Genomic DNA, 351 nt, shown 5'->3' with positions numbered 1-351 from the left:
AGCACGCTTTGCAGCGTTTTTAACTCCGATTTGCGCGTGACTGGCAGGCTGGCCAGTGCGGCCCGGTTGCGGATCTCGGGCGCGTGCACACCTTGCAGTATGCGGCTCCAGCCGGGTGCCTGCTGCGCATGGGCGATCAGTTGCGGCAGCCGGTTCATCAGCGCCTGTTCGCGGCTAAGCGGATTACGGGTTTCCAGAGCATCCAGATAATCATGCATGGTGCAGACTTCCTTTAGAAAAATCACTGCTGGTCAGACGTGGTTGTGCTTCAGGGGAGCATGGTGGGCGCTGATAAAAAAGGTCGCGCCTCAGGCCAGCCAGCGCTTGCGACGCCGGTAAAATTTCAATTCG

At 58.7% G+C, this 351-nt stretch carries 1 pseudogene; it reads right to left on the bottom strand.

Features of this window, described 5'->3' with window-relative positions:
• Positions 1 to 218, bottom strand: a pseudogene (locus KDM89_RS20685) (phenylacetate--CoA ligase family protein); the annotation flags it as partial.
• Between the last annotated feature and the right edge of the window lie 133 nt (positions 219 to 351).

The sequence above is a fragment of the Cognatundibacterium luofuense genome, from assembly GCF_018139685.1.
GTDB lineage: Bacteria > Pseudomonadota > Gammaproteobacteria > Burkholderiales > Burkholderiaceae_D > Undibacterium > Undibacterium luofuense.
Note: the sequence above shows the minus strand (reverse complement) of the source record. Positions and strands in the feature narration are given on the sequence as shown.